At 59.6% G+C, this 15077-nt stretch carries 12 protein-coding genes; 4 read left to right on the forward strand and 8 right to left on the reverse strand.

Annotated features, from left to right (window positions below; translation table 11 throughout):
- Positions 1-884: YHS domain-containing protein (locus DTF_RS27035; protein ID WP_035055579.1), on the reverse strand; the 884-nt coding region annotated here is incomplete at its 3' end.
- Between the two features lie 22 nt (positions 885-906).
- The gene (locus DTF_RS0103375) at positions 907-2376 is read right to left on the reverse strand and encodes a vitamin K epoxide reductase family protein (protein ID WP_027714174.1); all 1470 of its coding nucleotides are present in this window, start codon (positions 2374-2376) and stop codon (positions 907-909) included.
- A 145-nt stretch (positions 2377-2521) separates the two neighbouring features.
- Here DTF_RS0103375 and DTF_RS21685 point away from each other — a divergent pair, with 145 nt between their 5' ends.
- Positions 2522-4378 (forward strand): glycoside hydrolase family 15 protein, encoded by a 1857-nt coding sequence (locus DTF_RS21685; protein WP_051360823.1) that lies wholly within the window; start codon positions 2522-2524, stop codon positions 4376-4378.
- 75 nt (positions 4379-4453) lie between these two features.
- On the opposite strand, the gene DTF_RS25115 is transcribed toward DTF_RS21685, so the two are convergent.
- Complete coding sequence (locus DTF_RS25115) at positions 4454-5125, reverse strand: TIGR04211 family SH3 domain-containing protein (protein WP_027714175.1); 672 nt, start codon at positions 5123-5125, stop codon at positions 4454-4456.
- Positions 5126-5385: 260 nt separating this feature from the next.
- Here DTF_RS25115 and DTF_RS0103390 point away from each other — a divergent pair, with 260 nt between their 5' ends.
- Positions 5386-5739 (forward strand): cupin domain-containing protein, encoded by a 354-nt coding sequence (locus DTF_RS0103390; protein WP_027714176.1) that lies wholly within the window; start codon positions 5386-5388, stop codon positions 5737-5739.
- Between the two features lie 23 nt (positions 5740-5762).
- Here DTF_RS0103390 and DTF_RS0103395 read toward each other — a convergent pair whose 3' ends face one another.
- On the reverse strand, positions 5763-7070 hold the full coding sequence (locus DTF_RS0103395; protein WP_027714177.1) for an OmpP1/FadL family transporter: 1308 nt from the start codon (positions 7068-7070) through the stop codon (positions 5763-5765).
- A gap of 215 nt (positions 7071-7285) precedes the next feature.
- On the opposite strand from DTF_RS0103395, the gene DTF_RS25120 reads away from it, so the two are divergent.
- Complete coding sequence (locus DTF_RS25120) at positions 7286-9865, forward strand: ATP-binding protein (protein ID WP_051360826.1); 2580 nt, start codon at positions 7286-7288, stop codon at positions 9863-9865.
- A 5-nt stretch (positions 9866-9870) separates the two neighbouring features.
- Here the strand turns inward: DTF_RS25120 and DTF_RS0103405 are convergent, their stop codons facing one another.
- The 4 genes from DTF_RS0103405 to DTF_RS0103420 all read right to left on the reverse strand — a co-directional run bounded on the left by DTF_RS0103405 (position 9871) and on the right by DTF_RS0103420 (position 13666).
- Positions 9871-10386 carry a PCYCGC motif-containing (lipo)protein gene (locus DTF_RS0103405; RefSeq protein ID WP_027714178.1) on the reverse strand — a complete coding sequence of 172 codons (516 nt, stop codon included), beginning with the start codon at positions 10384-10386 and terminating at the stop codon, positions 9871-9873.
- Between the two features lie 17 nt (positions 10387-10403).
- Positions 10404-11450 carry a cytochrome b N-terminal domain-containing protein gene (locus DTF_RS21700; protein WP_051360828.1) on the reverse strand — a complete coding sequence of 349 codons (1047 nt, stop codon included), beginning with the start codon at positions 11448-11450 and terminating at the stop codon, positions 10404-10406.
- 61 nt (positions 11451-11511) lie between these two features.
- Positions 11512-12009 (reverse strand): ubiquinol-cytochrome c reductase iron-sulfur subunit, encoded by a 498-nt coding sequence (locus DTF_RS25125; RefSeq protein ID WP_193352682.1) that lies wholly within the window; start codon positions 12007-12009, stop codon positions 11512-11514.
- Positions 11966-13666: a c-type cytochrome gene (locus DTF_RS0103420; protein ID WP_027714179.1), complete on the reverse strand. Its 1701-nt coding sequence runs from the start codon at positions 13664-13666 to the stop codon at positions 11966-11968. The genes DTF_RS25125 and DTF_RS0103420 overlap by 44 nt, the downstream gene beginning before the upstream one ends.
- Before the next feature lie 726 nt (positions 13667-14392).
- On the opposite strand from DTF_RS0103420, the gene DTF_RS0103435 reads away from it, so the two are divergent.
- The gene (locus tag DTF_RS0103435) at positions 14393-15019 is read left to right on the forward strand and encodes a class I SAM-dependent methyltransferase (protein ID WP_027714180.1); all 627 of its coding nucleotides are present in this window, start codon (positions 14393-14395) and stop codon (positions 15017-15019) included.
- Positions 15020-15077: the final 58 nt, after the last annotated feature.

The raw sequence follows: 15077 nt of genomic DNA on the forward strand, positions 1-15077 counted from the left end.
TCTTCCACGATGCCGTCCACCGGCACCTTCTCCCCCGGGCGGATGCGCAGCCGGTCCCCCTTACGGACCTCTTCCAGGGGAACGTCTTCCTCGCCGCCGTCTCCTCGAAGGCGTCGGGCGGTTTTCGGCGCCAGGCCGAGCAGGGCGCGGATAGCCGCGCCGGTGCGGCTGCGCGCCCGCAGCTCCAGGACCTGACCGAGAAGAACGAGGGTGACGATCACCGCCGCCGCTTCGAAATAGACCGCCACCTCCCCCGTCTCATCGCGGAAGGAAGGGGGAAAGATTTTCGGGGCGAGGACGGCAACGACGCTGTAGATCCAGGCGACGCCGGTTCCGAGGGCGATCAGGGTGAACATGTTGAGATTGCGGCTGAGCAGGGACTGCCAGCCGCGGACGAAGAAGACCCAGCCGCCCCAGAGGACGACCGGAGTGGCCAGCATGAGCTGAATCCAGGCCGCCGTCCGCGCCGGAATCAGGTGCCCGACCCCCGGGATCATGTGCCCCATGGCGATGACAAAGACGGGAGCGGTAAGGACGACGCTGACGACGAAACGCCGCCGCATGTCCCGGTATTCGTCGCTTTCCTCCTCCCCTGCGGTCGGAAGCAGGGGCTCCAGGTCCATGCCGCAGATGGGGCAGGAGCCCGGCCCCTGCCGCACCACCTCCGGATGCATCGGGCAGGTGTATTCCCTCCCCTGTGCTTCCCTTGTCGTTTCCTCGGCCTCTTGGTCTTTCTCGTCTCGTGACCGCAGGGTGCCCGCCGGGTCTGCAGCGAATTTTCCGCGGCATTTTTCCGAGCAGAAGTAGTACGTCTTTCCCTCCCACTCGGTCGTTGCGGCAGCCTGCTCAGGAGTCACTTCCATTCCGCATACGGGGTCTTTCATCGTTCCATTTCCTTTCGCCGGTTCAGCGCACGAACCGGTCCCAGGCTCCGAAGGATTCCCTGATCTTTCCACGAGGGAGGCTGAGAGCGATCACGGCCAGCCCGACCAGCAGATCATTGATGCGCCCGGCGCTCGAAGCTCCTGTCAGCAGGAAGGGACATGCCCCCACCGCCAGCCCGACCGCTACGTTCAGGTAACGGCCGACCCGGACCGGTTCCCCCATGGCGATCACGGAGATGGTGACGATCAGGGCCCCGGAGATGTGCTCGACGTCGGCCATCGGCTTAATCGCCTCGAAAAGGGCCGGCGCTCCCATCAGCCAGGCGCCCAGGAGGACCGAGACGAGCAGCGTCCAAGGGAAGGTCATCCCCCAGAGCGAAGCCCGGAAGAGCCGCCACGGTTGCTTCGGGAATTCGGCGATGGCCGGTGATCGCTCATCCATTTTCCCCTCGACCGTATCTCCTTTCCAGAAGGTGCGCCAGAACGGTTTCCCCTCCCGCTTCGCCTGGACCATGAACTGGGACATGGCGATCACCTCATCCACCTGCAAAGGGATCATCGGCAGCATGATCGCGGCGGCCAGCAGGCAGAAGGTGCACCAGTACCCGACCATGACGGGCTGTGAGGCAACGAGAAAAATATGAACCAGCCCGAGGGGAATGACGAGGATTCCGAAGAAAGTGACCATCCAGGGCATCGTCCGCCAGCGCCCCTGGCTCCCCATCCATCCCATGAGGAACTCCATGGTGTAGGCCAGGGCTCCGAGCCCGCCGTCAGAGATGGGGAGGGACTCGGACATCTTGGAGGTCAGGATTTTGCGGCTTCCCTCCCCGAAGAAGGGGTCCCAGACGTCGGGGAGGTAGCCGAGCTGAAACGCAGCCAGATAGCGCGAGACCAGCCAACCGGCGAAACCCAGGGAAATCATGATCGATCGCTGCACCCAGGAGGACGGATTGTACGACCAGCCGGGAGGGAGGTCCGGACCCATCTTCATGTAACTGATCATCGCCGGCATGCCCGGGATGAGGATGGTGAGGGCGATGACCAGCGTCCCGACCAGGGTGCCGTTCAGGTAAGCGAAAGCGTTCGGCGCCCAGAAAAGGAGGGGCGCGGCGTTCAGCCAGACGCCGACGCCGCAGGCGAGCCAGAGGGCCAGTGGGCGGCCGGGGATGAGCGCTCTCCAGCCGAGGATGATGAGGAGCAGGCCGCTTGCGAAATCGCTCCAGGTCATGGCTGAGATCCGGGCGGCGTCGGAGAGCCAGAGTTCGCGCCCTCCGGGAGGCGAGACGACGCCGATCCCGTAAGAAAAGGTGAAGGGAGCGACCGCTGTCCAGAAGCCGAGGAGGATCAGGGTCCAATAGACCCAGAGGGTCTTGTGGTGATGGTCGGTCAGCATCTGCTGCCGCTGCTCCGACGACATGCCATGCCCCTCCCTCCCTTTTTCGCCGTGCTGACCCATGGCCATCGGCCGGCTGACTCCCCGCTTCCCCATTCCGCCGTGTCCGCCTTTTTTCTGCCCCACCCTCTGTTCCTCCCTTAACTTTTCATTTCTGATTTGATTCTATAGTGTTGAGCTTCCGATGCAATCGACGTCCGTCGAACCTTGTCAACCTGCCGGTGAAGGTTACTATTTCGTTATGGCGGAAAAACAGAAGCACTACAGCAAAATTGCCGATTACGGCCTCATCGGCAACCTGCATTCGGTGGCTCTGGTCGGGCTCGACGGCTCCATCGACTGGCTGTGCCTCCCCCACCTCGACTCTCCGAGCGTCTTCGGCGCACTCCTCGATTGCCGCCGGGGCGGCCGCTTTGCCGTGAGGCCACGGGAGCCGTGGGAATCGACAGCAACCTACCTCCCCGACACCAATGTCCTGGTGACCCGTTTCCGTACCAGCGGCGGCATCCTGAGAGTCACCGACTTCATGCCCGTCACCGCCGAAAGGGAAGAGATCCCCGACGACCGGCACATGCTTTTCCGTCTCCTTGAGGTGGAGCAAGGGCGGGTGGAGTTCGAGGTCGTCTTCGAACCCCGCTTCGATTACGGACGGGGCGCGACCCGCCTGGAGAGGCGCCCCCAGGGCCTCATCGCAAGGGGAAACGGTGAAAGACTCTCCTTCTCTGCCACGTTGCCGCTTCGGGTTGAAGGTGACCGGGGATATGCGGCCGGCATCCTTGTGGCCGGCGAGGAAGCCTGCCTGCATCTGCGTTTCGCCAGGGAGGACCCGGAAGCCGTTGATCTGGATGAGAGTCGAAGATTGCTCGAGGCGACCGTCCGTTTCTGGCGCGGATGGCTGGGCCGCTGCGAGGCGAAACGTCGGATCGATCCAGGCCCTTACCGGGACCAGGCGATTCGATCCCTCCTCGTCCTCAAGCTTCTCTTCTACGGTCCTACGGGCAGTCTCGCCGCCGCGGCGACCACTTCCCTGCCGGAAGAGATCGGCGGTGTCCGTAACTGGGATTACCGGTTCTGCTGGATCAGGGACGCGGCGATGACAGCGGAGATCTTCTGGAAGATGGGGCACCGGGAGGAACTGAAGGACTACCTAAGCTGGGTGGAGACGGTGATCAGCAGAGGTGACGGAAAAAACCTGGAAATCCTTTATCGCCTCTCGGGGAACGCGGCTACGCGGGAGATGGAACTCATGCACCTGGAGGGCTATATGGGCTCGCGGCCGGTGAGGATCGGCAATGCAGCAACCGGCCAGAAACAGCATGGGATCTATGGGCATCTTATGGCCGGCGCCGAGCTCCTGTCGGCCTCCGGGGAAGAGTTCCCGAAAGAGCTATGGCCTCACATGTGCCGCTACTGTGAGCATGTGGTGGAACACTGGCACGAGACGGACGTTTCCATTTGGGAGATGCGGGGACCGCCGCGGCACCATGTTCATTCAAAGGTCATGTGCTGGACCGCCCTGGACCGGGGGGTGAAGATCGCCCGCCGCCACGGTTTCGACGGCGCACTGGATAAATGGGAAGCGATCCGGGACGAGATCCGGCGCGAGGTCCTGAATCGGGGGTGGAGCGAGGGTCGGCAGGCGTTCGTCCTTGCCTACGACTCCGAAGACCTGGACGCCAGCAACCTCATTATTCCCATTGTCGGTTTTCTCCCCTTCGATGATCCGCGGGTGCTGGCCACCGTCCGGACCGTTCAGCTGGAATTGGGGAAAGACGGCCTTCTCTACCGTTATCGAGTCGACGACGGCCTGCCCGGCTCGGAGGGAAGATTTCTCCTCTGCACCTGCTGGCTCATCATCAATCTGGCCCGGCAGGGACGGGTCGCCGAGGCGGAACTCCTTTTGAAACGGCTGCAGGATACGGGCAACCACCTTGGCCTCTTCAGCGAGCAGTACGACCCTGACCTTCGGCTGCAGCTCGGCAACTTCCCTCAGGCCTTCACCCATCTCGGCTACCTCCAGGCGATCTGCGCCATTCAGGAGGAGAAAAGAACTGGAGAAAAAGGGGGGCCCTCAGAAGCCCAGGAACCCATTTATTGAAGGCCAACCATGTGGATCAACCGCCTGCTGAGTTGAACGGACGGACCCGAATCTAAAGCTTGTTGAAAAATGCTCCTAGTAAAAACCCTTCTTTTTGCGTGAGGTCTTGCCGAGAATCCAACCGGCGAGAAGAACCCCGCCGCCGGCGAGGAACCATTTGACGGCGCCGGTGAAGAGTATGTTCTCATTCTCCTCCCGCAGTTGGTCGACCTCACTCGAAAGCCGGATGCTGAGGGCCTCCAGGCGATCACGTTCGGCTGCCAGTTCCACCACATCGGCCGATTTGGTCTGCAGATCGGCATATTCCGCGCTCACCGTGTCCAGTTTTTTCTGCAGATCGGCTAAGGCGGCGTCTCCTCCGGCGCGTTCCCTGCGGGTGTTCTCCAGTTCGGTCGTCAGTTCCGCCTGCCGGGTCTCCAGCTGTTTCATCTTATCCTGAAGCCGCTCCCGCTCTTTCTCGAGGCGGGCGATAACGATCGGCTTCGGCGTTTCGGTGGTGAGAAACTGCTTCTGCACCCAACCCTCGGTGCCGTCCGGGGTGCGGACGAAGAGGTGACCCTTCTCCCCCTCTTCCAGAATTTCCAGCGGAGTTCCGGCCTTGAGCATTTTCAGTATTTTGTACTGATCGCCCTGCCCGGTGCGCAAGGTGATCATCAACTGGTCCGAGACATATTGGGTAGCCGCCAGTGCTTGAGCGGCAGGGAGGATGAAGAGGCCCAACAACAAAAAAAGTACAGCTTTTCGCATTCTTTCTCCTTCTCTGGATATTTAATGCCGGCCGGATTCGATCGGCCGCTGCGCCGGCATCCCGGGAGCGGAAAGTTCCCTGGGTAAATTCGGATGAGCGCAATTATCCCCAAACATCCACTGAAAAATCAACCAAATTAGTTACAATATGAGATCATCAATCCCCCTGTCCTCGACGTTTCGCGGGCTCGAAAGTCTGGTAGGAAAGCCCGCCTGATTTCGCGGGCCAGGACCTCACCACCAAGCCACGAGGAGGAACTATGGCTGAGTCAACGACCAAATTAACGGTCTCCGGCGGCGACCCTCAGCATCTGGCCGAGATGACCGCTTATCAGCAGGGCTCAGTCGTCAGCCGAACCCTGCTGCAGGACGAAAGCGGCACCCTCACCGTATTCAGCTTTGATGAAGGACAGGCCCTGTCGGAGCACACCGTGCCATTCAATGCCTTTATCCAGGTCCTGGACGGACAAGCCGAAATAACCATCGGCGGCAAGCCCTGCCTGGTGAACGCCGGGGAAATCGTGCTGATGCCCGGAGGTATCTCCCACAAAGTGCACGCGATCAAACGTTTTAAAATGCTCCTGACAATGTTCAAGACCAAAGTCGGCGGATAACAGGACGAGGAAAGGGAGTGTAACTAGAAGCGATAGCCGGCACTCAGCGCCAGCAGGTAGATATCTGCCTGGTATTCCCCGTTCGCCGTGCCCTCCGGCTGCCCGGTCAGGGCCGAGGCCAAGTCGTCGCCAAGTTCATTTTTTTTCCTGCGGTCCTCGTGGTGCTCCAGACCGAAGGCGCCGGAGATGGTCCACGCACCGCAGCGCAGTTCGCTGCCGATCGTGAAGAGATGCGCGTCGGTATCGGGAATGAGCGGTTCGAAGGTGCTGCGGGGCACGGCGTTCTGTCCGTAGAGATACCCGGCGTTCAGGGCAATCGCTTCATTGATCTGGTACCGGCCGCCGAGATTATAGGTCCAGGTGGATTTCCAGTCCCGAGGGATGACCTTTTCGGGCTGGCCGAAGACAGGCGAATCGAACTCTATCCTAAGCTCTTCCGTGGACTCCCAGTCCTCCCAGCGCACCCCGATTTCGATGATCAGCGGATTAACGACCTGAACGGCAACGCCGGCGGTGGCCTGGGCGGGCAATCGGATGTCGGCATCCCCGCCGGTATCCGGAAACAGCCCGGTCAGCAGAGGGTTGACGCCACTGAAGTTCACCTCGCCTTCCACATCCACATCGATATGGCTGCGGAAGGTCGCTCCGATGGAAATACGATCCGTGGCCTTGAAGAGGGCCCCTACGTTGTACCCGGCGCCCCAGCCGTCCCCTTCAAACTTCTGACCAATGTCGTTGAGGAGGCCTGGCAGATCGGGGAGCAAGTCTCCGGACTGTGCATCTGCGATGATGTAGGCCGCGGTCTGATTGACCTTGCTTTCCAGGGTGGCGTCGAGATAGAGCACGTTGAGACCGGCAGCCAGCGAGAAGCGGTCGCTGACCCGGACGGAGATGACCGGGTTGAGGTTCAGGGTGAACACATCGCCCGAAGTCCCCAGGTAGCGCCCCTCGTAATCGTCGCCCCACTCGGTTGAGAGACCGAAAGGGAAGAAGACGCCGAGCCCAGCGGTGACCGTCTCATTCGCCTGGTGAGTGTAGTAGAAGGTTGATGGGAAGTTCCAATCCGATTTGACTTCTTCACTGCCGCCGCTGTCCAGTCTGACCTTGCGGTCGGCGTAGATTCCGGTGGCGCCGATTTCCATCTGCCGGCCGGGCACGTCGTTGAGCAGCGCAGGGTTGAAGTAGAGCGAGGAGGGTCCGGTCGAATGGGCGACAACCGCGTTGGCCTGGCCGAGAGCGGCCGCGTTCTGGGTAAAGACGCCGAAACCGGAGGCCAGCGCCGAAACCGGGAACAAAAGAAAGCAGAAAATGCACCAAATTAATTTTGACATATTTCCTTCCTCAACTGCTTCACGTCCACTCTCCTATAACCACCCAATAAAACAGCGCCAATGTAGCCCAGCCGTGATCATCGGTCAAGTATCCAGGGATTTCACCTCGCAACGAGTGACAATACTCTTTCCTCCAACCGCTTTCCTGTGATAATCTAGCACTTTCACGGCACCTGTAACCAGACGGTATCCGACTGAAATCCAGGCAGGAAACCATGTCTCCTCGTCCCGACCATCGGCTTTACAACAGCCGCGTCATTGATACTTATCTCCGCCTGTTGCGAAAATCCTATCCCCAGGTTGAAATTCCGATTCTGCTCGACTACTCCGGGATGAAACCTTACCAGACAGCCGACCCCGGTCATTGGTTCTCACAGAAGCAGATCGACCGCTTTTATGACAAACTGGTAGAACTGTGCAAGAATCCCGATGTTGCACGCGAGGCGGGGCAATACGCCGCTTCGGCCGATGCACTGGGATCTTTCCGTCAGTACGTTCTGGGCATGTTGGGCCCCTCCAGTGCCTTTGCGTTCATCGGCAAGTCCGCCTCCCGCCTGACCCGTTCGGCTTCGTACACCTCGCGTCGACTCGGTCCCTGTAAAGTCGAGGTAACTGTGCGACCTTACCCCGGCGTAGAGGAGAGAGAATTCCAGTGCGCCAACCGATTGGGGTGGTTCGAGGCGGCGGTGCGACTATTTGATCAAAAAATGGAAAAAATTGAACACCCTCAGTGTCTTTTCCGGGGTGATTCGGTTTGCCGATATGTCATCTCCTGGACGAAGCTTCCTTTCACTTTTTGGAAAAAATTACGGAACATAGGACTTCTCAGCCTCCCTCCGCTCTTTGCGTCCCCCTTCATTTTTTCATCCTTTATTTCTCCCCTTCCCCCTCTTCTGGGAGGGTCGCTGATTGTTTCGCTTCTGGCGCTTTTTGCTGAGATCGAGGATAAGATCAGGCTCAAAAACCAGGTTGACCAGATCCGTCAAGAAACAGATAAAGCTCTGAACAAGATCAACATGAATCATGACAATGCGCTGCTGACCGAAGAGGTTGGCCGCGCCATCAGTCAGGAAACTCACCTGCAATCGATCCTGGAACGCGTGGTGGAGCTGATATCTCAACAGATGAATTTTGACCGGGTGATGGTTTTTCTCCCCAACCGGGAACAAACCTGTCTCGAACTTCGTGCAGAGTATGGCTTTTCCGAAAGCAGTCGGGTCCTGCTCCAGGATCTTTCACTTCCCATCGATCCTTCCCATCGAGAAAGGCTTGTGGCCAAAGCCTTTTGGGAGCAGGAATCGGTCCTGGTGGAGAATCTGGATGAAATGAAAGGGGCCTTTTCCCCCGAGGGGTTCCGCCTGATTAAGGAATTGAGAGCAGAATCCTTTCTTTGTTGCCCCATCGTCTGCAACGGCACGTCTCTGGGGATTCTGGCAGCGGATAAAAATACTGAGAACAACCCCCTTTTACAAACCGACCTGAGTCTGATGGATGGGATTGCCGCCTATATCGGCATCGCCATGAGAAATGCCGATCTCCTGGCGAACATGGAGAGACAGTTGGCGCAGATCCGGGAAAAGGACGAAGAACTCGCCAGACATCGAGAAAATCTAGAGGAACAGGTCAAAGTTCGAACGATTCAGCTTCTGGAGGCTTTACGGGTTGCCGAAGCTGCCAGCAATGCCAAAAGTGAGTTCCTGGCCAACATGAGCCATGAAATTCGCACCCCCATGACCGTTTTCATGGGAGTTGTCGAACACCTTCTTCAGATCGACACAAATCCCGAACGACATCGCATGCTGGAAATGGCGGATCAGTCGGCCCAGCGCCTGCTCTCCCTGATCGACGATATCCTCGACCTGTCCCGGATCGAGGCGAGTGGAATAGAGATCGAGGAAAGGGAATTCGAACCTCGAAAATGCGTTGGCGGTGCGGTGGGCTTGTTCCGCCTCTCCGCCCGGGAGAAGAACCTCCGGCTCGAAATAAAAGTTGCGCCCGACGTCCCTAACAGGGTGCTCGGTGATCCGGACAAGCTGGGGCAGGTGCTGATCAACTTGGTCGGGAATGCCCTCAAATTCACCCATGATGGTGAAATCCTGGTCTCCGTTCGCCCTTGCGGCGGCACCCTGGAGTTCGCGGTGGCCGATACGGGTATCGGCATCCCGCAGGAAAAACAGCATCTGCTTTTTAAGAGTTTCAGCCAGACGGACAACTCTTTTCACCGCCAGTACGGCGGCAGCGGACTGGGACTGGCGATATCCAAAGGGCTGGTGGAACTGATGGGAGGGCAGATAGATGTTCTGAGCCGGCAAGGAGAAGGAAGCATCTTTACCTTCACCCTTCCTTTAAAGGTCGTTTCCGTAAACAAGAGCGCAGAAACACCTGAAATTCCGCCCGTAGATCCTGTCAGGGAAAGTCGTTCAGCCCGCATCCTTTTTGCCGAAGATGATCCCGCAATCCAGGAGTTGGTTAAACTGGTCCTTGTCCGAGGCGGCTGGCAGCCGGAGACCGCAGAGACAGGACGGGAGGCTTTAGAAAAATGGGGGCGGGAAAAATTCGATCTGATCCTGATGGATCTTCAGATGCCCGAGATGGACGGGATCGAGGCGGCCCGCGAGATCCGCAAAAGGGAAGCGGAAGAAGGCGGGAAACGCACCTGCATCATCGGCCTGACCGCTCATGCCAGCCGCGAGATCAAAGAGGAATGCCTGACATCAGGAATGGATCAGGTCCTGACAAAGCCCGTCAAGATAAATGACCTCTTTTCGGCTATCGATGCCGGCCTTTCAGACTGAAATCATCATCCGCCGGTTTGAGCTTCTCCGCCTCTCTGCTTCAGCAGACCCTCAAATTTCCGTTCCATCCCCTTGGTTATTTCCTCATCGCTCGCGCCCGCATTCTTCCACAACAGCGCCAGCATCGCCTGGCCATAGCAGATGTTGCAAGAGACTGCATGGTCGTCGTACTTGCCGCCGGTCTTTCCGTCTTTGACAAAGCAGTCCAGCAGGGTTTTGTGCCCCATGGCATCGCAGAAGCAGTAGCAGGGGATTTTCCGCAACATCTCGGGTTCCTTGACCGCGATCCGGTAACCTGTCTCCACCGGATCGCTGGAGAAGACGAACTTGGGAAACCGGAAGGCGTCCCAGTCCTCTTCGGGATACTTCTTCTCCAGCAGGGCCGAAGCTTCCGCGGTCAGATCCTCCATCTTCAATTGAAGGATGCGGTCGAATTCCTGCTGGTCGACGGCCACGGCCGGGGCTGCAAGGGCTGCGATCAGCAGTGGGAGACAGACGGTCATCAGTAATTTGCGAATCATCGGATGCTCCTGTTCTGTTAGGGTGAGAAAGGCCACACAAGGGCCCAGTTCGGGCCCCTCAGCCAGCGGCCGACGATGATAAGGGTAATCTGGCTGAGGAGAAGGAGGATGAAGAAAATATCCAGCCGGCGGCGGTCGCGAGCGAACCATTGTCCTCCGGAATTCGGGCTGCGGTCTAGCCATGGGACGGAAATCAGGAAAATGGCGATCAGGGCCGGGGCAACGACGCCGCCGAAGAACGCGGAATGGCTGACCATCTCCTGCAGGCCGACGAAGTACCAGGGGGCCTTGGCCGGATTCGGCGGATGCAGGGGGTCGGCCCGCTCGGCCAGAGTCGCGGGGAGGACGAGGGCCAGACCGACCAGGGCGGCGAAGGTCAGCAGGGCGACCGCGCCCTCCGCCCGGTAGAGCCAGGGATCGGTCGGCAGCCGCTCCCTGTCGGCGGCCGGCGGCGCCGCTAGGCCTCCGTCCTTTCGAATGCGCCAGAGATGCAGGGCGGCCAGGACAACGAGGAGCAACGGGACGGCGCCGGCGTGCAGGGCGAAGGAGCGAAGAAGGGTTTCTCCGCTGACCTCGGTGCCGCCGAGCACGAGGCGCTGGGCCTCGGTGCCGACGAGGGGGAAATAGGCCGCGAGGCCGGCGCCGACCTGCGCCGCCCAGTACGAGATCTGGTCCCAGGGAAGGAGATAGCCGGTGAAGTTGGACAGCAGCAGGAGAAACAGCATGGCCAGGCCGTAGAGCCAGTTCAGGCGCCGCCCCCGGTAGGCGCCGGTGAGAAAGACCCGGGCGAGGTGAAGGACCGCCAGGATAACCAGGGCGTTGGCGGCGACAAAGTGGAGATTTCGCACCAGCCCTCCGTAATGGAGGGTGGTGGAGATATGCAGGATGCGCTCGTAAGCCTTCTCCTGATCCGGTACGTAGTAGAGGAACAAAGTGAAGCCGGTCGCCAGCAGCACCCCCAGACAGGTGAGGCTGGCGATTCCCAGCCCGAGGGTGGTCAGGGGATGCACCGTCCTTTGCCTGATTTGCGGCGGATGGAGATGGTGGAGGAAATTGCGTCTCATATCGTCCAGCTTTCAATGCCCGAAGATCAGATTCCAGAGTCCAAAATGAAGCAGGTTGGGATTAGACCTTGGACCCGGGACTCACGACTCGGGGCTGCTTTTCAAGTTCTACCCACATCGGCTCGGCCCGCTTCTCCCCCGTGTGAATCCACACGCGGTCTCCCACTAATCGCACGGCATGCCATGGAAGATCGACCTTGGCCGGACCGCTGAATACTTCTCCCCGCGGACCGAACTCGCTGCCGTGGCAGGGGCAGAAGAAGCCCTGGTCCATGGTGTTCACCAGGCAGCCCAGGTGCGTGCATCTGAGACTGATGCCGGCGAGGCGATCTCCATCGCGGATGACCGCCACCTGCCGCTCCGGAAAGGGGAAGGTCTTCTCGGCGGAGAGTGCGGCGAGGGGCGCAACTTCCGTCCATCGAGCAGAAGAGAATCGTCCGGCCGCCCTCCAGACGTCGGCCAGAATGCCGGCGAAGGCGGCGAAAGTACTGCCGAGCAGGGTGTAAAGCAATCCCCTACGGAGCCATGCGCGGCGCCCTGGGTTCCGCAATTCGTTCATCGAATTCTCCCGAAAAAATCCGAACTCTATCGACGAGCCCCCACAGCTCCGCCGCGGACAGGCGCGAGCCGAAAGACGGCATGGCCGTCCCGGGCACGCCATCGCGGATTGTCAGTGCCAGCCGGGCATCCGGCATGCCGTCGAAATAAGGATGGTTGGTGAGATTGCGCGGGCGCGGCAAGTAACGCAGGTGCTCGGGACCTTTGCCGGTGCCTGTCTTACCATGGCAACGGACGCACAACTTCTCATACAGGTTATCGGCTGCCGCCTTGGTCATCGGAGCAACAGGTCGGCTCGGCGGCGGCGGGATTTCCGTCTTCTCTCCTCTCGGGATGCCGACGAAGGCGGCGAAGACCAGATCGAGAAGCCCTTCGCGTTCCTCGGCATGCAGGAGACGACCGTAAGGGGGCATGCTCGTCCCCGGTATCCCCTTCTCCACGCTGCGCCTCAGCCGCTCGTCCTCCACGCGCCGGAAGAAAGGAGCATTGCCGGTGAAGGCGCGGGGGAAACCGGCCAGGTTCGGCTGGATGACCCCGAAGCCGTCTCCCGCTGCCGCATGACAGCGCTGACAGAGAGCCATATACAGGTGCTTGACGGCCGGCGTCGCCGCACTGTCACCATCCTCGGCCTCGACAGGCTCCGCACCGCCGTGAACATCCTTGACGGGTCCAACGGCCGTGGATGTCAGGAAGGCGATCAGACGTTTCTCCTCCTCGGCGGGCATCGGGACCGTCGGCATCACCGCGCCCGGGATCTTCCGGCCAGGGCTGGCCATGAAGGCTTTCAGATATTCGGTCGAGCGCATATCCCCGATCCAGGTCAGGTCGGGGGCGATGCCGCCGTCCTCCGATCGGAAGCGGTGGCACCCCAGGCACCGCCGTGCGGCCAGGACCTCCCCAGCCGGAGGGATGTCCTCCGGAACCGTGATCTTTACCTCCGGCAGGCGAACCTGCCCAGCCTGGACCTGCATCGGAGTGGCATAGAAGGGGTCCTTCACCCGGCTCTTGAGAAAGAAAGCGATTTCTCTCGCCTGGGTCGCCGAGAGGGGAAAACGCGGCATGATGGAGTTGGGCGGCTCTTTTTTCGGATCGCGTATCGCCTCGACGATTTCGTCCAGGCCGAGCTGATTCCCGACGTCGCTCAGGTCGGGACCGAAGCGGCCGCCCTGATCTCGCCCGGCAATATGGTGGCAGGTGTCGCAGGCGCTGGCCGTGAACCGCTCATATCCACGCCAGGCTTTTTCCGCCCCGGGAAGCGGGCTCGGCGGATGGCAACGAAAACAGCTTCCCGGCAGATCTTTTCCCGCCAGGACCCGGCGCGCCCCCTGTCCCGGCACTCCATGGGAGAGCACCGTGTCCAGGGCCATGCCTTCCCCCAGATGGCATCCGGTGCAGCCAAGTTTTTCCCGGGAATGAGGAGCGATATCCGGATGCGCCGCTCCGGTGCCAGGTCGTCCCCCCTCGACATGGCAGGTGGTGCAGTGCTCATGGACCGGCCGCCCCCCCAGGTTAATGACCATGTCGGCGACCTGATGAACGTGTCCCTGCCGCCAGCCGAAAAAGAGCGCAGTCAGGACGGCTACACCCGCCAGGCAGGCGGCAGCGAGAAAAAGGTGGTTGAGCCAACTGGGCTCCCGGATAGGCGTGCTTTCGGACATATTGGGCCGCTTTTTCATGGTTCGATACTGGAAGCCGGTTGAATCGGGCCTATAAATTCTCCGGTGCGGTTGCGGTGTAAGTTCCACCATCCGAGCGGGAAAGTTGCTCGATCCGACCCTTGCAGTTTACCTTTAATCGACGGTTCATATTCTCAAAAGAGCAGGATTTCCCTTGGGAATCTCGTCGAAAACAAAATAGCCGCACGGAAAGGAACCTTCCGCGCGGCTATCTCAATAGCGACGGGGAAGTCCCGTCAGGTGATCAGTTTCCGCCCGGAGCGTCGAATGCATACCCGCACGCAGGACATTTAATCTCCTGCGTGCTCACCGTCCCCGTCCCCGTCCCCGCACAGGCCGACAACGTCAACGCAACAAAACCGAGCACCAGAAAACGCATTGTCTTTTTCATTCCTCTACCTCCCTTCATTGAATCGGGTGGGATCATTCCACACCTTGAACATAAGAAAATACATATTTTGTGCCAAAAATAAAATCCTTTCATTTTCGGTGAGATACACAATAGCTCGGCAGCGGTTAATTATCAACTGTTGGATTTTCCACATTTAACTGTTGAAATCTCTACAGATTTTCCCCTCCAGTGAGACAATCCGATTGGTTTAGGAGGGGCTCCGCAGCTGTTAACTGGTATTGTGGAAAATATTGACTGAGATAAAGGGAAGGTATAATTCAGAAGCAGATAATGACTTTAAATGATTTGAGGCGCCTGTGAACTTCTACGATAAATACTGCCTGCCGCATCTTGTAAACTGCGCCTGCGGCTTGAAACCGATAGTCAGAATGCGGCAGAAAGTGGTGCCGTTGGCCGAAGGGGAAGTTCTTGAAGTCGGAATGGGCGGGGCGCTCAACCTCCCCTTTTACGATCCTGACAAGGTCGATCTCATCTGGGGCCTGGAGCCGTCGGAGGGAATGCGCAGGCTGGCCCGGAAAAACCTGCGGCGGACCTCGATCGATGTCCGATGGATCGCCCTGCCTGCCGGGGAGATCCCGCTGGAGGACGAAAGTGTGGACACCGTGCTGTTGACCTTCACCCTCTGCAGCATCCCCGACTGGCGTGAGGCCCTGCTGCAGATGCACCGGGTTCTGAAGCCGGAAGGAAGACTCATCTTCTGCGAGCACGGAGCGGCGCCCGACGAGGTCGTACGCCAATGGCAGGAGCGCCTCACCCCCTCTTGGAAACGAATTGCCGGTGGATGCCACCTCGACCGTCCGATACCGGAGTACATCGAAAAGGCGGGGTTCAGGATTGCCCGGATGGAGACAGGCTACTCGCCAGGGGTACCGAAGATCGCAGGGTTCAATTACTGGGGTTCGGCTGCCAAGGATATCGCCTGACCCCATCGTCATGCGTCGAAAAAAACAAGGGCCGCGGTTCCCTGCGGCCCTTGTTTTT

Source organism: Desulfuromonas sp. TF, from assembly GCF_000472285.1.
GTDB lineage: Bacteria > Desulfobacterota > Desulfuromonadia > Desulfuromonadales > ATBO01 > ATBO01.